Below are 2,563 nucleotides of genomic sequence, written 5' to 3' on the forward strand. Positions count from 1 at the left end.
AAGTGGATCGCATGGCGCCGAAGCCCCTGTAGGAGCGGCGCGAGCCGCGACCGCGCCAGCGCACCTGCGACGACACCCCAACCTGCCCGCGCCGCCCTGTCACGCCGCCCGACAACCCGCCTGTTTTCCGAACAAACCGCCGCCGAGCTCGAACGCCGCCTGCAGATGCGCCTGCCCGTCGGGTTCCTGGGTGTCGAAGCGGATCGTCGAACTGGCCACGCAGGCTGCGCAGTAATCGAACACGCCGTGATCGATCTGGGTCTTCATCGCCACGTCGTAGGCATGCTTGATGTAGCTGGGCCGGTCGGCGCCGCCCAAGGCCAGCAAGTGCACGTTGAGACGCTGCAACTGCCCGACCACGCGGCCGTCGCGGGTCGCGTAGGCCCAGTTGTTGGAGAACACCCGGTCGACCCAGCCCTTGAGCAACCCGGGCATCGACCACCAGTACACCGGATAGACCAGGACCAGGGCGCCGGCGCGCTCGATCCGCGCCTGCTCGGCGCGCACGTCGGCCGGGTGCGGCGCGAGTTCGCGGTAGGCGTCGTGATCGGCCTGGCCGTAGCGCGGGTCGAAGCCCTCGGCGGCGAGGTCGGCCAGCTCGGCGCTGTGGCCGGCCGCGCGCGCGCCCTCGGCCACGCGCGCGGCGACGGCGTGGGTCAGCGATTGCGGGTCGGGATGAGCGAAGACGATGAGGGCGTGCATGGCGGCTCCGAATTAATTACCAAAAGTAACTTACTTAAGGTAAGCTACTTTTCGTAGAACACGCTGTCAAGCGGGGCGCTCCGGCGCGACCAAGCAGCGTCCCAACCCGCCCCAACACCTCGACCACGCGGCGCTGAATCGTTCCCCGCCGGGGTCACCGCACCGTCTTGCGCCGGCGCGCCAGGCCGCGCCTACACTCGCGCCATGAGCCGAGACATGGAAATCGCGCGGCTGCGCGAACGTCTGGAACGCGACCACTGGCCGCGCCTGCAAATGAGCCTGATCGTGCTGCTGACCGGTGCCGCGGGCTTCCTCGCCTCGTTCGGCCTGCTCCAGGCCGGCATGCACACGATGGCGCTGCGCTACCCGCTCGCCGCCTGCGCCGCCTACGCGGCGTTCCTGTTGCTGCTGTGGAGCTGGGCCTGCAGCCACGGCCGCAGGCGCGAGAGCGACAGCGACTGGCCCGACCTCGACGGCTTCTCCGACAGTTCCTCCAACGCCTGCGCCTCCAACCCCGGCTGGCACAGCGGCGGCGGCCGCAGCGGCGGCGGCGGCGCGAGTTCCAGTTACGAAGCGCCCTCTTCGTCGTCGACCTCCTCGTCGTCGTGGTCGTCTTCGCGCAGCAGCCGCCGCGGCGACTCGGATGTCTCGCTGCTTGACGGCGCCGACGACTTCGGCTGGATGATCGTCGCGATCCTCGCCGCCGTGGCCGCGGCGTCGGCGGCGCTGTGGGCGCTGTGGCTGTCGCCGGCGCTGATGGCCGAAGTGCTGCTCGACGTGGCCCTGGCCGGCGGCCTGTACCGGCGCCTGCGCCGGATCGAATCGCGGCATTGGCTGGCCACCGCGCTGCGCCGCACCGCCGTGCCGTTCCTGCTGCTGGCGCTGCTGACGGCCGCGGCCGGTTTCGCCGGCGCGCGCTACGCGCCCGGCGCGGACTCCATCGGCGATGTGATCGCCGCGCACCGCGACGCGGCGGGCTGAGCCGGCATGAGCGAACCGCTGAGCTTTTGCCCCTGCGGCGATCAGGCCACGATCCGCCGCGAGACCCAGGGCCTGTCGCTGCTGGTGACCTGCACGCGCTGCGGCACCAGCGCGGCGACCACCCGGCCCGACCTGGCGCGCATCGTCGCGATGCGCCACCGCCTCTGGCTGGCCCCGCAGCATCGCAACGACGCCGACACCCTGCGCGCGGCCGCCTGCCTCGCCGCCGAAAGCGGGCGCGCCGCCGGCGAACTGCTGCGCACGCTGCGCGAGGACGGCGCGCTCGCGGACCTTACGGTGATCGAAGCCGAGCGGTATGCGAAGGCCTTGGAGCGCAGCGGATTGGCCGCGGCCATCGAACCTCCGCCTTACTCGCTGGATTGATCCTGCCAGCCTCCGCGAAAGCGACTGCAACCGCGGAAGCGGTCCCCGTCATGCAAGGCACTGCAGCAGCGGGAAGCCCTGCCTTTGTGGCAGGGACTTCAGCGCCGACGCTCTTCGGCCAAATCGCCGTCGCCTGCAACGACAGCGCCGGGCCTGAAGCCCGCCATACACAGGCTGCGCTCAGCGCAGCACCTTGAACCGCACCCGCGACCACGCGCCGGTATCGGCCAGCGCGGTCAGGGTGTGCTCGCCGGGTTCGCCGAAGTCGTAGTCGAAGCGGCCGCGGCCGTCGCTTTCGCCGATCCAGCGGCCGTCGAGCAGCCAGCGCACGCGCGCGTCGCTGCCGAGCGCGCGCACCGACAGCCGCAGCGGCGTCGCGCTGCCCGGCGCGCGCGCGAGCGTGGCCAGGTCGTCGATGCCTTCGATGCGCAGTTCTTCGGCGGCGTCGCGGCCGTCGGCGCTGCAGTCCGGCGCCAGCGGCGGCAGACGCGAGGCC

General features: G+C 71.8%; 4 protein-coding genes and 1 pseudogene. 3 read left to right on the top strand and 2 right to left on the bottom strand.

The features are described from left to right. Window positions 1–99: 99 nt before the first annotated feature. The gene (locus tag A7A76_RS21530) at window positions 100–702 is read right to left on the bottom strand and encodes an NAD(P)H-dependent oxidoreductase (protein ID WP_206413226.1); all 603 of its coding nucleotides are present in this window, start codon (window positions 700–702) and stop codon (window positions 100–102) included. A 216-nt stretch (window positions 703–918) separates the two neighbouring features. On the opposite strand from A7A76_RS21530, the gene A7A76_RS21535 reads away from it, so the two are divergent. The 3 genes from A7A76_RS21535 to A7A76_RS26990 are packed head-to-tail and all read left to right on the top strand — an operon-like array spanning window position 919 to window position 2,264. Further along, the gene (locus A7A76_RS21535; RefSeq protein ID WP_206413227.1) at window positions 919–1,683 is read left to right on the top strand and encodes a hypothetical protein; all 765 of its coding nucleotides are present in this window, start codon (window positions 919–921) and stop codon (window positions 1,681–1,683) included. A 6-nt stretch (window positions 1,684–1,689) separates the two neighbouring features. Next, a complete protein-coding gene (locus A7A76_RS21540) occupies window positions 1,690–2,067 on the top strand; it encodes a hypothetical protein (RefSeq protein ID WP_206413228.1) in 378 nt (125 codons plus the stop codon). Window positions 2,068–2,117: 50 nt separating this feature from the next. Further along, window positions 2,118–2,264 carry a DUF6053 domain-containing protein gene (locus A7A76_RS26990; protein WP_428995216.1) on the top strand — a complete coding sequence of 49 codons (147 nt, stop codon included), beginning with the start codon at window positions 2,118–2,120 and terminating at the stop codon, window positions 2,262–2,264. On the opposite strand, the pseudogene A7A76_RS21545 reads toward A7A76_RS26990, so the two are convergent. Continuing rightward, window positions 2,248–2,563: pseudogene (locus A7A76_RS21545) on the bottom strand (penicillin-binding protein 1C); the annotation flags it as partial. The gene A7A76_RS26990 and the pseudogene A7A76_RS21545 sit on opposite strands and share 17 nt — an antisense overlap.

The organism is Lysobacter enzymogenes (assembly GCF_017168095.1).
Classification (GTDB): Bacteria; Pseudomonadota; Gammaproteobacteria; order Xanthomonadales; family Xanthomonadaceae; genus Lysobacter; species Lysobacter enzymogenes_D.